Consider the following 15,273-nt stretch of genomic DNA (forward strand, 5'->3'; position numbering starts at 1 on the left):
CTCTACCGATCGGTCGAAGGACGCCCGGCTATCAGAAGAGGCTGAGCAGGAAGCTCGCCAGGTAACTCGGAATGTCGAGGTCGGCCAGCAGCAACGCGAGGTTGTCGTGCAGCACCGCCGAGACCACGTCCGGGCTGAAGGAGGCCAGCAGCGCATCCCAGTCGGCTCCGAACGCTGCGCTGCCGGCGTCGAAATCGCCGAACAGGCTGTTGTGCAGGGCGTCCCCGCTGAGATCGATGCCGAGCAGACTGTTCAGCGCGTGCTCGTTCTGGGCGATGATCGAGTTGTTGGCCAAGAAGATGAAGTGGGCGATCTCGCTGGCCGCGCTGCCGTCGTCCAATTGCCCGACCACACCCAACTGTGCCTCCACCAGGGCGTTGTTGAACGCCAATTCGGCGCTCGCAATGCCGGTGAGCAGCGACTGGTAGGCGGCCGGAAGGCCGTTGAGCGCCAGGGCGATGCCGGCGAAGGCGCTGGCGGCCGCGCTGCTGGCGGCTGTCTCGGTTCCGGTGAACGCGCTGACCGACGGGACGCCGAGGACACCGAGGTCGGGGCCGAACGGCACGGTGCCCATCACACTCTGCGCGTCGAATCCCCCGCTTTCGCCGAGCACGGCGTCCAGGGCGCTTTGGTCCAGGTCGCCGGCATTGAACGGCGAGCCGTCCCCGAGTTCACCGTCGCCGTTACCGGTGAGCAGGTCGCCGAGGTTGATCTGCTGTATCTCGTCGGTGCCGCCGCTGCCGGCCGTGTCCGGGCGGACGTGGTTCTCGATGGTTTCGATGATCGAGTTCGTGTCGACGTTCGCCGCGGCCATGTCGATGTCATGAATCTGCACGTCGGGCAGGGAGGGCGTCGTCGACGTCAGTGCTGTGACGAGCCCGCCTACCGCGATGGCTGCAGTCGCTACTGTGGCGCACCGGCGAGCGAGGTGTTCCATATGACCATCCCCTCCACGTGTCGGCGTGCAAGCTGCTTAATAATAACCAAGGATTATCTGTGCGCAAGCCCTCAGTTCGCTCGACTTCGACGGCCGACGCAGCCCCTTCCCACCCCGCTGGCCGCCTGCTTGCAAAGACCCTAACTCCGGACGGCTGATTTCGAACCCCCCGCGGAACCCACTCTCAGCAAACCGCAAGTATCTGCTTCAGCCTGATCTTCAGGCCGGCACCGCCGCGCTCGATGCCGCCAACGCGTCAGGGCCGCTTCACCCAGGTTCCGGCGTCACCGACGATCCCGACCGGCACCGCCCCCGTCAGGCTGACGTTCGCCACGCTCGGACCCACGGCCACGATCGTGGTGTCCTGCAAGATCGGCAGCACCGTCGCCATGCTCCACAGCCGGGGTTCGACGGCCGAGATCACCTCACTGATGGTCTTGCCGCCGTCGAGCGCCGCGTCGATCTCGGTCTGGATGCCGTGGTCGCAGACGCCGGTGATGTTCGACGGGGCCTGCACCAACGCGCCCGATCCGGCGGGGCGCGGCGGGGCCTGCGACGTCGGCGTCGGCGATCCCGTGACCGGTGGCGACGATGGCGCGGGAACCGGAGCGGGGGCCGGGCCGCTGGACGTCGGTACGGTGGTGGACTCCAGCGCGATGCAGCCGTATCGGGATGCCAGCAGCGTCGCCAGATCGCCCCCGGCCTGCTGCCAGCCGACGATGGCATCGACCTGATGGGTCACCAGCGCCTCCCGGTAGAGCTTCACCGGGTCCAGCGGCAATACGGTCGCGGCGATGCCGACGTTGCGCAGTTGGTCCGCGGCGGTGTTGGCGACCGCCACCGAGGTCGGATCGTTGGCCGCCACGCCGATGACCAGTGACAGTTGTTCGCCGTCCTTGCTGATCCGCCCGCGGGTGACCTCGGGCGGATGCGGCGGGGCGGGCTCTGCGCCCGCCGGGGGGACCAGCGCGGACGGCGGCGCATCCTTCTCGACGCGGTAACCAGCCGTCTGCAGCATCGCGAGCGCCGCCGAATCGGACATGGCCGGTGGCGCGGTCGGCACATAGCCAGGGTCGCTCGGAGCGCGGATCTGGGCCTGCGCCAGGGTGACGGTGTTGTCGCTGCCGGCACCCACGGTGGCCAGCAACCCAACATCGAGCAGTCCCAGGAGCGCCCGGCGGACCCGAACATCGGCCAGCTTGGGTTGTCCGGCCCGCAACGCCAACTGCATTACCCGCGGTGTGACCACCCGCGAGGTCTGCACGCCCGGGATCACCGACAGTTGGGCGAAGGCTGCCGAACCGCCGTGCACCTGGGCCACCTGGGTGTCGCCGTTGCGGATGGAGTCCGCCAGCGCGGCCGGCGACCCGGCCCGGCGGAACAGCACCAGGTCCGGCTTGGCCGGCGGGCCCCAGTAGCGGTCGTTTCGGGCGAGCAGGATCGCGTCGCGCTGCGGATCGATGTTCTCCACCCGGAATTGGCCGCCGGTGACCGGCAGCGCCCGGGCCAGCCCGGCCGGGAAGCCGCCGGGCACGTCCTTGACGATGTGCGCGGGCAGGATGTTGCTGAACAGTTCCCGCCACGCCGGGTACGGCTTGGCGAAGGTGACCACCACCTGTTTGCCACCCTCGACGGAGTGCACCCCGGTGATCAGGTCATAACCGGCCGGGTCGACGACGCCCGGCTGGCTCACCATCTGCTGCCACAGGTACCAGAAGTCGTCGGCGGCGATGGGTGCGTTGTCGGTCCACGACGCCTCGGGCCGAATCCGGTAGGTCACCGTGAACGGCGCCTCGGCGGTCACCGCGGCCGACACCAGCAGGGTCGGATCCATCTCCCAGCGTGAACCGGTCGGCGTGCCGGCGTCCGGGATCGGCCGGAAGGCGCTGGGTAACACCAGCGCGCTGATGGCCGCGGTGACCGCTGACAGGTCGGAGCGAAGATGCGGGTTGAAGCCAGCGCCGATCGAGTCGATGCCCATGATGATCTGGCTGATCCGTTTCGGCGGAGGCGCCGTGCTCTTCGGCGTCTCGGTGCTCTGCGGCGCCGGCGGCGGGTTGACCGTGCATGCCGCCGCGAGCTGCGTCAACACCAGTAGCATCACCGAAGCCAGTGCTCCCGCCATCACACGGGGACAGCGGAGCGGCTTCGGCACGGCCACCAGGGTATCCGGGCGGCCCAAATCTATAGGTTCTTGGCCCGGGCGCGGCTGCGTGCCCGCAACGTCGAATCCAGTTCGACCTTGCGCACCCGCACCACCTCGGGAGTGACCTCGACACACTCGTCGACCGCGCAGAACTCCATCGCCTGCTCCAGGTCCAGCTCGATCGGTCGGGCCAACGTCTCCATCACGTCCGCGGTCGACGACCGCATGTTGGTCAGCTTTTTCTCTTTGGTGACGTTGATGTCCAGATCCTCGGCCCGAGGATTGATCCCGACCACCATGCCCTGGTAGGTCTCCTGGCCCGGCTCCACGAAGAACTGGCCGCGGTCGGCCAGCTGAATCAGCGCGAACGGCGTGATCGAGCCGGAACGGTCGCTCACCAGTGAGCCGGTGTGGCGGGCCCGGATCTCGCCGGCCCACGGCTGGTAGCCGTCGAAGACCGCGTTGGCGATACCGGTGCCGCGGGTCTCGGTGAGAAAATCGGTGCGCCAGCCGATCAGGCCGCGGCTGGGGATGATGAACTCCATCCGCACCCAACCGGTGGTGTGGTTGGCCATCTCGGTCATCCGGCCCTTGCGTGCGGCCGCCAGCTGGGTGATGGCGCCGACATACTCCTCGGGGCAGTCGACGGTCAGGTGCTCGAACGGTTCGTGCACCTTGCCGTCGATCTTCTTGGTCACCACCTGCGGCTTGCCGACGGTCAGCTCGAAGCCCTCCCGGCGCATCTGCTCGACCAGGATCGCCAGCGCCAGCTCGCCGCGGCCCTGCACCTCCCAGGCGTCGGGGCGCCCGATGTCCACCACCCGCACCGAGACGTTGCCGATCAGCTCGGTGTCCAGCCGGGTCTTGACCATGCGCGCGGTCAGCTTGTGCCCGGAGACCTTGCCCGCCAGCGGGGAGGTGTTGGTGCCGATCGTCACCGAGATCGCCGGCTCGTCGACGGTGATGCGCGGCAAGGCGACCGGGTCGGCTGGGTCCGCCAGGGTGTCGCCGATCATGATCTCGCCGATCCCGGCGACCGCGACGATGTCCCCGGCGCAGGCCTCCTCGGTCGGGGTGCGCTCCACCCCCTCGGTGACCAGCAACTCGGTGATCTTGGCGGTGGTGGTCACCGGCTCACCGTCGACCTCGCGCAGCCAGGCGACCTGCTGGCCCTTGCGGATCCGGCCGTTGGCGACGCGGATCAGCGCGAGCCGTCCCAGGAAGGCCGAGGCGTCGAGGTTGGTGACCAGTGCCTGCAACGGCGCGTCCGGGTCGCCCGACGGCGGCGGCACGTGCTCGAGCAGCACGTCGAACAGTGGGTCGAGGTTCTCCCCGTCGGGGACAGCGCCGTCGGCGGGTGCGGTGGTGCTGGCCACCCCGGCACGCCCCGAGGCGTACAGCGTCGGCAATCCCAGCGCATGTTCGGCGGCGGCCTGCGCCTCGTCGTCGAGATCACTGGCCACATCGAGCAACAGGTCGTGGCTGGCCTCGACAACCTCGGCGATTCGGGCGTCGGGACGGTCGGTCTTGTTGACCACCAGGATCACCGGCAGATGCGCGGTCAGCGCCTTGCGCAGCACAAACCTGGTCTGCGGCAGCGGCCCCTCGGAGGCGTCGACCAGCAGGACCACCCCGTCGACCATGGACAGCCCGCGCTCCACCTCGCCACCGAAGTCGGCGTGGCCCGGCGTGTCGATCACGTTGATTACGGTGACGGTCCCGTCGGCGTGGTGGCGGTGCACGGCCGTGTTCTTGGCCAGGATGGTGATGCCTTTTTCGCGCTCCAGGTCTCCGGAGTCCATCACCCGCTCTTTGGCGTCATCGCCACGTTCGGCCAGGGCGCCGGACTGGCGCAGCATCGCGTCGACCAGCGTGGTCTTGCCGTGGTCTACGTGCGCGACGATGGCGACGTTACGAAAGTTCACCGGGCGATTCTGCCAGCGCAACCTGCCGATCGCGAAAACGTGAAAGCTATCTCACAATGGCTGTCACAGCCCCAGCGGAGACTCGGCGCTGAACCGCTCCAGCTCTTCGAGGTGCAGTTCGGTCAGCGCTTGCAGGCACTGCGCCGCCGCCTCGGTGAGCTGCAGCCGGATCACCCGCTGGTCCTCGTTGTCGCGGACCCGGACGACCAATCCGGCCGCCTCGGCGCGCTGGATCAGCTCCCCGGCGCTGTGGTGGCGCAGCAGCAGGTACTCCGCGATGTCGCCGACCGTCGGCCCGCGCGAGTCGGCGTGCCCCCGGATCGCCAGCAGCAATTGGTGCTGTGCCGGGGTGAGTCCGGCGGCTTGAGCTTGGTCGGCGCTCCACCGCTCGAAGCGCCGCAGTCGGGTCCGGAACGTGAGCAGCCGGGTGTAGACGTCGTCAGGCAGGGCCACGCCGGTAACTTTATGCTGATCGGCCGGCTCGCGCGGGAATCAGCGCAGCCGTGCGGTGATCCGTACCTCGAGCGCGGCCCCCGGGGCTGCCAGTTCGGAAATCCCGACCGCGGTCCACGCCGGGTACGGCTCGCACAGGAAGGCATCCTTGACCGCGCAGAACTCGTCGAAGTGCGCGGCGAGGCCGACGTGGTAGGTGGTCATCTCCGTCACGTCGGCGAAGGTGAGCCCCACCTCGGCCAGCAGACCGCGCAGATTCTCAAAAGCCAGGGTGAACTGCTCGGTCAGATTTTCGGGCACGGTCAGGTCGGGTCGAAAACCGATCATGCCCGAGCAGCGCAGGTACTCGCCGTCGATGACCGCAGGCGCGAAGTGATAGGCCTCGTACATCGGTTGCATCCACGCCGGAATCACGGTGCGGCCCATGGATCTCCTCGCGCCGTCCTGCCATGCCCCTAGGGGGCGGCCGGAACCGGGTTCTGAACCAGCTGGTCCGGGCAGTAGGAGTGTGCCGCGATCCCGACGAACATGCTCCCGTGCTCGGTCGTCAGTCCGGGATTGCGCTCCTTGAGACCGTCGAGCACCTCCGGGCTCGGTTTGCCCTGCGCGATGAACTTGCACACCATTTTCGCGGTGACGATGGCCTGGTCAGGGCGGTTGTAGGTGATGCCGGCCGCCTGCAGGGCCGCCAGGAAGTCGGTGTCGACATCGGCCGGATCGGCCTTCGCGGGCCCGGCCGCCACCAGCATCAGCAGCGCGCCCAGCGGCGCGGCGAGGGCTTTCACCAGCCCCGCCTCGGCGCCCGGGAGCCCATCGGCTGATTCTTCTTCGCATAATCGCGGCTGCGGTAGACGATGTAAGGCCGGAACAGATAGCCGATCGGCGCGCTGAACGCGTGCACCAGGCGGGTGAACGGCCACAGCGCGAACAGGGTAAACGCGATCAGCACGTGCACCTGGAAGTAGATCGGGGCCTGCAACATCAGGTCTCCTCGCGGGTCAAGGGTGAAGATCGACCGAAACCAGACCGACACCGTCTGCCGGTAGTCGTGCTCCTCACCGTAGGCGGTGGTGCCTAACAGCGTGCAACACATGCCGACCACCAGCGCACACACCAGCACCGCATACATCAGCTTGTCGTTGACACTGGTCGCCTTGAACACCGACCGTTCGGTGCGGCGGCGATAGATCAACAACCCGACGCCGACCAGGGTGGCGACACCGGCCGGCAGGCCGAGGATCAACGCCTGCAGGTGATAGAACCGGTCGCTCATTCCCAGCGCACGAGTCCAGGACTCCGGAACGAACAGTCCCACGATGTGGCCCATGATCACCACGAAGCTGCCGAAATGGAACATCGGGCTGCCGATGCGCAGCAGCTTGGACTCATACAGCTGCGACGAGCGGGTGGTCCAGCCGAACTTGTCGTATTTGTACCGCCACCAGGTGGCCACGCCCGCGATGGCCAGCACGAAGTAGGGCATGATGTCCCACCACAGCTCCGCGGTGCTGACGATCGCTATATGCGTCATCGGGTCGGCACCTTCGGCATCCCCAGCGAAACGGCCGCCGTGTACGGCTGCAGCCCAACTGCTTCGGCCGGCGGGCCGGACGTCATCAGCTCGCTCACATTCCGTACCTCCTGATCGGTTGCCGCCGGCAGCGTGTGGCAGACCGCGGCGATGGTGTGGGCATACGGTGACCCGGCGTCGGTCAGCGACTTGTGCAGCACGTCGATCGGCACCCGGTGCGCCAGCAGCAGGCGGCGTCCGCCCTGCGGATCGACCTGCGCGGCGAACTCCAGCACCACCGGCAGGTGATCGGGCGCCTCGCCCGCGGGCGGCTCGGCACCGGCCTCGCGGTAGGCGGTGGCGAACGCCAGCATCTGCATGCCCCGGTTGCGGGTGTCCCCACCGGTCCAGTAGGTCAGCAACAACGTCGAACGCCGCCGCATGTCGAAGGTTTCGACGTAGTCGACGGCGGCGGCCATCGGGTCGGACGCCCGCAGCGCGGCCACGGTGCGCGCCAACAGTCCCGCCGGTGCCGCATCGGCGTGGGCAAGCAGTGCTTCGACGGTGTCGAGCCGCTGCTGCAGCTGTTCGTCGGGGTAGGTCAGCAGCAACGACGCCGCCTGCCACACCGCCCGGTCGGCCGGCCCGCCGGGTTGGCGCCGCAGCGACCGGATGAACCCCTTCACTGGTGCTCCGGGAACATCTCGGGCACCGCCCGGTCGCCACCGCCCCAGTTGAGCAGGTTGGTCCGGCCCCGCGGCCGCTGGGCGTGGCCGCCGTTTTCGACCATGTGAAACGACGACCCCGACTCGCCGTCGGCGCTCACGAACGGGTCATCCTCGTACCCGTTGGGGCCGCCGGTGATGGAGCATCCCATGTGCTCGAGCTCGTGGGCCTTCTGGCTGTAAGCGGTCGGAATCACGTACCGCTCTTCATATTTGGCGATCGCGAGCAGTCGGTACATGTTGTACATCTCCTCTTCGGTCATGCCGACCGAGGCGGGGATGTGAGGCTGGGTGTCACGACCCAGGCTGATGTCGCGCATGTAGGAGCGCATCGCCGCCAGCCGTCGCAGCACGTCTTCGATGACGGCGGTGTCACCGGCGGTGAACAGTTCGGCGAGGTAGGCCATCGGGATGCGCAGCGCCTCCAGCGCCCCGAACAGGTTGCCCAGGTCTTCGCCGTCGTGCCCGTCGCGGCTGACGGCGTCGACGACCGGCGACAGCGGCGGGACGTACCAGACCATCGGCATGGTCCGGTATTCCGGGTGCAGCGGCAGCGCCACCTTGTAGGTGTTGATCAGCGCATAGATCGGCGACCGTTGGGCGGCCTCGATCCAGGTGTCGGAGATCCCCTCGGCGCGTGCGCCGGCGATCACCTCGGGGTCGGTCGGGTCCAGAAATACGCCGCACTGGGCTTCATAGAGGTCGGTGTCTTTCTCCACCGACGCCGCTTCAAGCACCTTGTCGGCGTCGTAGAGCACCAGCCCGATGTAGCGCAGCCGCCCGACGCAGGTCTCCGAGCAGATTGTCGGCAGCCCGACCTCGATGCGGGGATAGCAGAAGTGACACTTCTCTGCCTTGCCGGTCTTGTGGTTGAAGTACACCTTTTTGTACGGACAGCCCGACACGCACAGCCGCCAGCCGCGGCAGCGGTCCTGGTCGACCAGCACGATGCCGTCTTCTTCGCGCTTGTAGATCGCCCCGGTCGGGCACGACGCCACACACGACGGATTCAGGCAGTGCTCGCAGATCCGGGGCAGGTAGAACATGAAGGTTTCTTCGAGCTCGCTTTTGACCTGGTCGCTGACCTTGGCCAGGATCGGGTCGTTGACCAGGTGCTCCGGCGAACCGGCGAGGTTGTCATCCCAGTTAGGTCCCCACTCGATGTTCATCGGGTCGCCGGTGATCGAGCTCCGGGGCGCGGCCACCGGGATGGTGTCGCCCAGCGGCGCCGTGGTGAGGTTCTCGTAGTCGTAGGTCCACGGCTCGTAGTAGTCCTTCAAGCCGGGCAGGTTGGGGTTGGCGAAGATGTTCAGCAGTTTGTGGACGCGCCCGCCCGCCAGCAGCCGCAGCCGGCCCTTCTTGTCCAGCGTCCAACCGCCCTTCCAGCGGTTCTGATCTTCGTAGGTGCGCGGATACCCACCGCCGGGGCGGGTTTCGACGTTGTTGAACCACACGTACTCGGTGCCCTCGCGGTTGGTCCAGGCCTGTTTGCAGGTCACCGAGCAGGTGTGGCACCCGATACATTTGTCCAAGTTCATCACCATGGCCATCTGCGCCATTACTTTCATGCTCAGTACCTCACGTCCTGGTTGCGGCGACGCCTCACCACGGTCACCTCGTCGCGCTGGTTGCCGGTCGGGCCCAGGTAGTTGTTCGCGAATGCGTGCTGGCCGTAGCCGCCGGCGAGGTGACTGGGCTTGACCCGGATCCGGGTCAGCGAGTTGTGGGTGCCGCCGCGCTTGTTGTTGGTCTCCGCACGCGGGGTGTCGACGGTGCGTTCCTGCACGTGGTAGACGAACACCACCCCGTCCGGCATCCGCTGGCTCACGATCGCCCGGCCGACGAAGATGCCGTTGACGTTGACCGCCTCGATCCAATCGTTGTCTTTCACACCGATTTTCGCGGCATCCCCCGGGCTCATCCACATGGTCGGCCCGCCGCGCGACAGCGACAGCATGTAGAGGTTGTCCTGGTAGGTGGAGTGGAACGACCACTTCGAGTGCGGGGTCAGATACCGCACGGTGATGCCGATGCCGTCGCCGACCTCACCGAGTTCGGGGGCGTCGAACAGCCGCGCCATGTCCAATGGCGGGCGATACACCGGCAGGTGCTCGCCGAGCTCTTCGATCCAGTCGTGAGCCAGGTAAAAGTGCATCCGTCCGGTCAGGGTGTGGAACGGCTTGAGGCACTCGACGTTGATCGTGAAGGGCGCGTAGCGCCGGCCACCGGTCTCGCTGCCGGACCATTCCGGGCTGGTGATCACCGGCACCGGACGGGCCTGGGTGTCGGCGTAGGTGATCCGCTTCTCCTCGCTGCCCTCGGACAGGTGCGCCAGCCGCTGACCGGTGCGCTTCTCCAGCTCACGGAAGCCCTCCGTGGCGATTCGGCCGTTGGTGGTGCCCGACAACGCCAGCACGGTGTCAGCCATCCGCGTCGCGGTGGTCAGCGCCGGCCGCCCTTCTCCGGCACCGGATTTCATCACCCCGAACCGACTGGCCAGGTCTTCGACCTCTTCGTGCGGGAACACGGTGTAGCCCTTGGTGGTCAGACCCAAGGTCTCGACCAGCGGGCCCAACGTCTGCCACTTGTCGTGGATCGCGGCGTAATCCCGTTCCACCACGGTGATTTTGGGCATCGTCTTGCCCGGAACGGGCGTTTCGCCGGTGCGCAGCCAATCGCGTTCGGTCCCGTCGGGATAGGCCATCGCGTCGGCGGTGTCGTGCAGCATCGCGGTCAGCACCACGTCGTTGCGGACACCCAGGTGCTTTTTGGCCAGCCCGCTGAAGGTCCGGGCGATCGCGCCGAATGCGTCGTAGTCGCTGCGGGTCTCCCACGGCGGGTCGATCGCCGCGGCGAACGAGTGCACGTAGGGGTGCATGTCGGTGGACGACAAGTCGGCCTTCTCATACCAGGTCGCGGCCGGCAGCACGACATCGGACATCAGCGTGGTCGAGGTCATCCGGAAGTCGATCGACATCAGCAGGTCGAGCTTGCCTTCGGGAATATCGTTGTCCCAGCGGACGTCCTGCGGTTTCACACCGTCGGCCGGCGGCTCACCGAGCACGCTGGCGTCGGTGCCCAACAGGTGCTTGAGGAAGTACTCCCCGCCCTTGCCGGACGCGCCGATCAGGTTGGCCCGCCACACCGTCAGCACCCGGGGCCAGTTCACCGGGTTGTCGGGGTCGGTCACCGACAGCTTCAGCTCACCGGCGGCGAGCTGCTCGGCGACGTATTCTCCGGCGTCGCGGCCGGCGGCCTCGGCCTCGTCGGCGACCTGCAGGCTGGACTTGTCGAACTGCGGGTAGAACGGGCTCCAGCCCATCGCAGTGGCCGAGGCCAGGATGTCCATGGTGTGTTTGCCGTCGAAGCGGCCGCGGCCCACCGGGGTGGTCAGCTTGTCCGCCCCGTAGCCGTCGTAGCGCCACTGGTCGGTGTGGGCATACCAGTAGGAGGTGCCGGGTACCTGGCGCGGCGGCCGCGACCAGTCGTTGCCCGCGGCCATGGTCTGCCAGCCGGTGAGTGGCCGCACCTTCTCCTGACCGACATAGTGCGCCCAGCCGCCGCCGTTGCGGCCCATCGATCCGGTGAGCATCAGCAGCGCCAGCACCGCCCGATACGTGGCGTCGCCGTGGAACCACTGGCAGATCCCGCTGCCCATGATGATCATCGACCGCCCGCCGGATTCCTCTGCATTGCGGGCGAATTCGCGCGCGATCCGAATCGCCTGGGAGGCCGAGACCCCGGTGATCGGCTCCTGCCAGGCCGGGGTGTTGACCTGCGTGCCATCGTCGTATCCGGTAGGCCATTCGCCGGGCAGCCCGGGCCGGCCCACCGAGTAGTTGGCCAGCATCAGATCGAAGACGGTGCAGACCAGGTGCTCGCCGAACTGACGGACCGGCACCCCCCGCTCCACGACGGTGCCGTGGCCGTCCACCGCGTCGAAGCCGGGCAGCGACACCAACGCGGCCCGCCGGTGGCCGTTGCCGTTGCGCTCCGTGGTGTCCAGCACGGTCAGGGCCGGCCGCACCTCACCGAGATCCAGGTTCCACTTACCGATCCCCTCGTCGCCCCAGCGGAAGCCCAAGGAGCCGTTCGGCACCACAACGCTGTCGGTGCTTTCATCCAGCACGGCCGGCTTGAACGCGGCATTCTCCGATGCTGCCGCCGCCCCATCCAGATCGGCGGCGGTCAGGTTCTTGCCCGGCACCAGCCGGCCGTCGCGCTCCTCCAGCTTGATCAGGAACGGCAGGTCGGTGTAGCGGCGCACGTAGTCGGTGAAGAACGGCACCTCTTGCTTGACGTAGCACTCGGAGAGGATGACGTGGCCCATCGACATGGCCAGCGCGCCATCGGTGCCGGCAGCGCATGGCATCCACTCGTCGGCGAACTTGGTGTTGTCGGCGTAGTCGGGGCTGACGCTGACCACCTTGGTGCCGCGGTAGCGCACCTCGGCCATCCAGTGCGCGTCGGGGGTGCGGGTGATCGGGACGTTGGAGCCCCACATCATCAGGTAGGCCGCATCCCACCAGTCGCCGGATTCCGGCACGTCGGTCTGGTCGCCGAACACCTGGGGGGAGGCGACCGGCAAGTCGGCGTACCAGTCGTAGAACGACGTCATCACCCCGCCGAGCAGCTGGATGAACCGCGAGCCGGCGGCGAACGACACCATCGACATCGCCGGAATCGGCGAGAACCCGGCGATCCGGTCCGGGCCGTAGCTCTTGATGGTGTGCACGTGGGCGGCCGCGATCATCTCGGTGGCTTCGGCCCAGCTGACCCGGACCAGCCCGCCCATGCCGCGGGCCTGTTGGTAGCGACGGCGCCGCTCCGGGTCGGCCTGAATGTCGGCCCAGGCCAGCACCGGGTCACCGAGGCGGGCCTTGGCCTCCCGGAACATCTGCACCAGCGGGCCGCGGGCATACGGGTAGCGGATCCGGGTCGGCGAGTAGGAGTACCAGGAGAAGGAGGCGCCGCGCGGGCAGCCGCGGGGCTCGTATTCGGGTCGATCCGGGCCCACCGAGGGATAGTCCGTCGCCTGATTCTCCCAGGTGATGATCCCGTCCTTGACGAAGATCTTCCAGGAGCACGATCCGGTGCAGTTGACCCCGTGGGTGGAGCGGACCACCTTGTCGTGGCTCCAGCGGTCCCGGTAGAAGATGTCGGCCTCGCGGCCGCCCCGGCGGGTGACCGTGCGCAGGTCGGCGGAGACCTCCCCCGGCGTGAAGAATCGGCCGCTGCGTTCCAGCAGTTCTTCAAGCGGGCCGCCGATGCGGGGAGTGGGCGGCTTTGCGAGTGTCATCGGATACTCCTTTAACGGGTCGCCGCACTCGAGCGGTTCAGGTGGCAGGACGGGCTGCGACAGCACACCGTCTCAGGCCGAAACCCCAGCGTAGTGGGATATATCGCCTAACGACCGAATTCATCGACAGAATTAACAGAGCTGTTTCACCTACAGTGCCCGAGCCAGGTCGGCGAGCCAAGCTCTGTCGGCGGGTACCCAGTCAACATCAGGCAACTCCACAGCGGTCACCCAGCGAAGCGCCTGGTGGTCGTCGGGCCGGGGCTCGCCGCGCGCCAGGCTGACCCGGTAGGCACGCAACGTCAGGCCGTTGTCCAGCACGACATCGGCGCCGACGCGTTCGCCCACCGTCAGCGCCGAGGCCTCCAGACCGAGCTCTTCGGCGAGCTCACGGGCCAGCGCGGCCGGCTCGCTCTCGCCGGGCATGACCTTGCCGCCGGGCAGTTCCCAGAGACCGGCCAGCTCCGGCGGGCGACGTCGCTGCGCGATCAACACCGCAGACCCGACGATCACGGCTCCGGCGACGACGATCTGGGTAGGCATGGCGTGTGAGGCTATACCGTCCTACCGTCGGGTATGGCCGTGTTAACAGATGACCAGGTGGATGCCGCGCTAGCCGACCTCGACGGCTGGGAGCGGGCCGACGGTGCGCTGCGCCGCTCGATCAAGTTCGACTCGTTTTTGGCCGGCATCGAAGCGGTACGGCGGGTCGCCGAACGCGCCGAGGCGGCCGATCACCACCCCGATATCGACATCCGCTGGCGGACGGTGACGTTCGCACTGGTGACGCACTCCGAGGGCGGCATCACCGACAAGGACGTGGCGATGGCGGGCGAAATCAGCCGGATTCTGGCGAGCTGACGCGGGTGGTGGCCATCCAGGCGAGGGTGGCCAGCACGCCGACGATGTAGACCAGGCCGGCCCACGCCAGATACCACGGCCGGCCGTCCTGCCAGATGCTCGGCTGCGCGAAACTGAGCAGCCACGGCACCCCGATCAGGATCGCCGCCAGCCAGCCCCAGCCCAGCACCCGCGCGCCCCGGCGATCCGAGTACGGGCCGTGCAGCAGCCAGATCGTCAGCGGCAGCAGCCACACCCAGTGGTGAGTCCAGGAGATCGGCGATGCCAACAGCCCGAAGAGCGCGACCACCAGCAACAGGCCGAGCGGGTCGGGCCGGACGGGGTTGCTGTCCAGCGCCCGCCATGCCAGCACCGCCAGCACGGCCGTGACGGCGATCGCGACCAGCACCGCCGGGCCGTAGCCCGCGTCGTGGCCGAGGATCCGGGAGATCCCGCCGCGCCAGGACTGGTTGAACGACGTTCCGATCGGCCCCACCCGGTGCGCGTCCCCGAGCAACTCGGTGAAGTAGCGGCGGGCCTGGTCACCGGTGGCCCAGACCGAGAGCGCGACCGTGCCGGCGAAGACCACCGCCGAGAACACCGCGGCGGCCCAGCGCCGCGACCCGGCCAGGTAGACGCCGGCGATCGCCGGGGTCAGCTTGACCCCGGCGGCCAGTCCGACGCACAGCCCCGACACCCACCACCGGCTGCTGTAGACCGCGTAGAGCACCGCCAGCACCAGGATCACATTGATCTGGCCGTAGTCGAATGTGCTGCGCAACGGTTCGGTCCAGATCCCGACCGCGGTCCACAGCATTGCAACCCGGCGGCCCGTGGTGGCCGATTCCCCGAGTAGTCGCTGGCACAGTCGCACCACGCCGTACACCGCAGCCATGGTCCCGATCTGCCACAGGAAGGCGACCAATCCGAACGGCAGAAAATGCAGCGGGTAGAACACCACCGCGGCGAACGGCGGATAAGTGAACGGCAGCGGGAAGTCGGGCGTCTGGTCGGCGTAGACGTAGTCATACAGTTCGCCGGGCCGGCCCAGTGCCGCCGCGCCGCTGATGTAGACGTGCAGGTCGACGAAGTTGGCGCCGCGCGGGGTGAGGTAGGTCCACGCGATTCGCGCCACGATACTGCCCGCCAGCAGCAGCGGGGCCGCGGCGGTCAATCGGTTCGCCCAGGAACGCGCGGCGGGGGGATCGAGGGTGGTGTCTACCGCCACGACTTTATCGAACAGCGGTCCGATCACCGTCGCGGCTCGGGTCCGTAACGGTCCCATAAATGACACTCGTGTCACTTGAGCCTCATCGGCAACACGCTAGCGTCAAATTTCGTAGAGGCCACCGCCGAGGAATTGGGGAACCCATGCCGCGCTTCCGGACACTTTTCGACACGACCGCCACGGCGACCGTCGCGGTCGGCTCGTCAGCCG

13 protein-coding genes are annotated in these 15,273 nt (G+C 67.8%); 1 reads left to right on the plus strand and 12 read right to left on the minus strand.

What is annotated here, in order from left to right; all coding sequences use genetic code 11:
• Positions 1 to 31 precede the first annotated feature (31 nt).
• From DQP56_RS09190 to DQP56_RS09240, 11 genes are all read right to left on the minus strand, one after another.
• On the minus strand, positions 32 to 937 hold the full coding sequence (locus tag DQP56_RS09190) for a hypothetical protein (protein WP_234825567.1): 906 nt from the start codon (positions 935 to 937) through the stop codon (positions 32 to 34).
• A 256-nt stretch (positions 938 to 1,193) separates the two neighbouring features.
• Entirely contained in the window at positions 1,194 to 3,062 is a 1,869-nt protein-coding gene (locus tag DQP56_RS09195; RefSeq protein WP_370493410.1) for an ABC transporter family substrate-binding protein, read from the minus strand.
• A 59-nt stretch (positions 3,063 to 3,121) separates the two neighbouring features.
• Positions 3,122 to 5,008, minus strand: coding sequence for a translational GTPase TypA (gene typA / locus DQP56_RS09200; RefSeq protein WP_112684703.1), 1,887 nt, complete (start codon positions 5,006 to 5,008; stop codon positions 3,122 to 3,124).
• A gap of 63 nt (positions 5,009 to 5,071) precedes the next feature.
• Positions 5,072 to 5,461, minus strand: coding sequence for a MarR family winged helix-turn-helix transcriptional regulator (locus tag DQP56_RS09205; RefSeq protein ID WP_112684705.1), 390 nt, complete (start codon positions 5,459 to 5,461; stop codon positions 5,072 to 5,074).
• Between the two features lie 39 nt (positions 5,462 to 5,500).
• The gene (locus DQP56_RS09210) at positions 5,501 to 5,887 is read right to left on the minus strand and encodes a RidA family protein (RefSeq protein ID WP_112684707.1); all 387 of its coding nucleotides are present in this window, start codon (positions 5,885 to 5,887) and stop codon (positions 5,501 to 5,503) included.
• A 29-nt stretch (positions 5,888 to 5,916) separates the two neighbouring features.
• Positions 5,917 to 6,246, minus strand: coding sequence for a DUF732 domain-containing protein (locus DQP56_RS09215; protein ID WP_112684709.1), 330 nt, complete (start codon positions 6,244 to 6,246; stop codon positions 5,917 to 5,919).
• Positions 6,243 to 6,992 (minus strand): respiratory nitrate reductase subunit gamma, encoded by a 750-nt coding sequence (gene narI / locus DQP56_RS09220; protein WP_112684711.1) that lies wholly within the window; start codon positions 6,990 to 6,992, stop codon positions 6,243 to 6,245. Before narI ends, DQP56_RS09215 begins: the two co-directional genes overlap by 4 nt.
• On the minus strand, positions 6,989 to 7,657 hold the full coding sequence (narJ, locus tag DQP56_RS09225) for a nitrate reductase molybdenum cofactor assembly chaperone (protein WP_112684713.1): 669 nt from the start codon (positions 7,655 to 7,657) through the stop codon (positions 6,989 to 6,991). The genes narI and narJ overlap by 4 nt, the downstream gene beginning before the upstream one ends.
• Positions 7,654 to 9,264, minus strand: a complete 1,611-nt coding sequence (gene narH, locus DQP56_RS09230) for a nitrate reductase subunit beta (protein WP_112684715.1) — start codon at positions 9,262 to 9,264, stop codon at positions 7,654 to 7,656. The genes narJ and narH overlap by 4 nt, the downstream gene beginning before the upstream one ends.
• Positions 9,265 to 9,266: 2 nt before the next feature.
• Positions 9,267 to 12,995: a nitrate reductase subunit alpha gene (locus DQP56_RS09235; protein ID WP_112684717.1), complete on the minus strand. Its 3,729-nt coding sequence runs from the start codon at positions 12,993 to 12,995 to the stop codon at positions 9,267 to 9,269.
• A 150-nt stretch (positions 12,996 to 13,145) separates the two neighbouring features.
• Positions 13,146 to 13,538 (minus strand): (deoxy)nucleoside triphosphate pyrophosphohydrolase, encoded by a 393-nt coding sequence (locus tag DQP56_RS09240; protein WP_112684719.1) that lies wholly within the window; start codon positions 13,536 to 13,538, stop codon positions 13,146 to 13,148.
• A gap of 33 nt (positions 13,539 to 13,571) precedes the next feature.
• On the opposite strand from DQP56_RS09240, the gene DQP56_RS09245 reads away from it, so the two are divergent.
• The gene (locus tag DQP56_RS09245) at positions 13,572 to 13,856 is read left to right on the plus strand and encodes a 4a-hydroxytetrahydrobiopterin dehydratase (protein ID WP_112684721.1); all 285 of its coding nucleotides are present in this window, start codon (positions 13,572 to 13,574) and stop codon (positions 13,854 to 13,856) included.
• On the opposite strand, the gene DQP56_RS09250 is transcribed toward DQP56_RS09245, so the two are convergent.
• Positions 13,834 to 15,120, minus strand: a complete 1,287-nt coding sequence (locus DQP56_RS09250; RefSeq protein WP_234825568.1) for a mannosyltransferase — start codon at positions 15,118 to 15,120, stop codon at positions 13,834 to 13,836. The genes DQP56_RS09245 and DQP56_RS09250 overlap by 23 nt on opposite strands.
• Positions 15,121 to 15,273: the final 153 nt, after the last annotated feature.

The organism is Mycolicibacter senuensis (genome assembly GCF_003284925.1).
Taxonomy (GTDB): Bacteria; Actinomycetota; Actinomycetes; order Mycobacteriales; family Mycobacteriaceae; genus Mycobacterium; species Mycobacterium algericum_A.